General features: G+C 61.4%; 2 protein-coding genes and 1 pseudogene. 2 read left to right on the top strand and 1 reads right to left on the bottom strand.

Annotation, left to right across the window (positions count from 1 at the left end):
- Together JCM25156_RS30240 and JCM25156_RS27200 are read left to right on the top strand one after the other, a co-directional pair.
- Positions 1-283, top strand: a pseudogene (locus JCM25156_RS30240) (hypothetical protein); the annotation flags it as partial.
- Positions 284-293: 10 nt separating this feature from the next.
- Positions 294-815 carry a sulfatase-like hydrolase/transferase gene (locus JCM25156_RS27200; RefSeq protein WP_206777873.1) on the top strand — a complete coding sequence of 174 codons (522 nt, stop codon included), beginning with the start codon at positions 294-296 and terminating at the stop codon, positions 813-815.
- A gap of 186 nt (positions 816-1,001) precedes the next feature.
- Here the strand turns inward: JCM25156_RS27200 and JCM25156_RS25630 are convergent.
- Positions 1,002-1,317, bottom strand: a 316-nt coding sequence (locus JCM25156_RS25630; RefSeq protein ID WP_034960579.1) for a glycosyltransferase, incomplete at its 5' end; no start/stop codon positions are given.

Raw genomic sequence — 1,317 nt, 5'->3', positions numbered from 1 at the left:
TGGTGGTGGTGCAATGCGAATCCTTTGCCGACCCGCGCAGGCTGGGACTGGCGGGGCATGTCCGGATTCCGCCCATGCCCGGTCTGGACCATGCCCGCGCGCGCGCTCCGTCTGGGGGAGGCTGGAGGTCAGCGGCTTTGGCGCGTACACAATGCGCACCGAATACGGCGTCCTGTTCGGGCGGGAGGAGGCGGATCTGGGCTTTCGCTATTTCGATCCGTTCCTGACCGCCGGGCGGGAAAAAGCCTTCGCCCTGCTACCGGCTGGGCCGCGCGGGGTATGAGACGGTGTTCATGCACCCCCATAACCTGGGTTTTTACAGCCGTGACCGCCTTATGCCCGCCATCGGGTTCCGCGAACTCGTGGGGGGAAAGGCCTTTACGCATACTCCCTCCGCCTCCATGCCCTATACGCCCGATTGCGACGTGGCCGATGCGGTGCTGCACCGGGTCGATCAGGCCACGGGGCCGTTATTCCTTTATGTCGTGACAATGGAAAACCACGGCCCGTGGCCAAAGGGCGAAGGCGGGGGCCTTGCCCATTACCTGCGGCATCTGGAAGGCAGCGACCGCATGCTGGACCGGCTTGCAAAGGGGCTGGAAGCAACGGGCCGAACCGCGACACTGGTCTTTTTTGGCGATCATCGCCCCTCCATCCCCGGCGCGGTCGCGCCGGGAAAGGAACGTGACACCCCCTTTGTCGTGATTGATTTTCCCACGGCGCATGCCAGCGGCGCGGTCGCGGCGGAAAGCCTGTCCCCCGCCGGACTGCATCACGTGATTGAACAGCATGCGCTGGAAACGGGACCGAACTGAAATATAAAATAATAAAATTCTTCGGGATGGCCCACGGATCATAAGAGGCTGTTTGAAAAGTCAGCCCATAAAACACCCTGTCATCATCAAGGAAGCTTCAGGGAACGCCGCCTTTTTGAAAAAAGGCGGCACCCAAAAACTTTTATTGTTTTTTATCAGTCTGTTATTTCCATACAGAAGACATCATCAGGGGGCGCGATGTCCTGTAACTCCCAGCGAACGGTAAAAATCCACAAACCGCTGCTCCTGTCGGGGGGCTGAAAAGAAATCGGCCCTTTCATACCCCCGTGCGATCAGGCGCGCCCGGAGCGGGTCATTCGGGTCATTACCGTCCAGCGCCGCCATGCCACGGGCAATATCGTCGGTATCGGTCGGGTCAACCAGCAGCGCGGCCCCTCCGGCAATTTCCCCTGTCGCCCCCCCGCGGGAGGTCAGGACGGGCGTGCCAAGCGCCATGGCCTCCACGATCGGCAGGCCAAACCCTTCGGCCAGCGAGGGCAGC

The organism is Komagataeibacter kakiaceti JCM 25156, from assembly GCF_000613305.1.
Note: the sequence above shows the minus strand (reverse complement) of the source record. Positions and strands in the feature narration are given on the sequence as shown.

Excerpts from the sequence above, each read along its gene's own strand:
- JCM25156_RS27200 (WP_206777873.1), top strand. The coding sequence starts at position 294 with ATGCACCCCCATAACCTGGGTTTTTACAGCCGTGACCGCCTTATGCCC.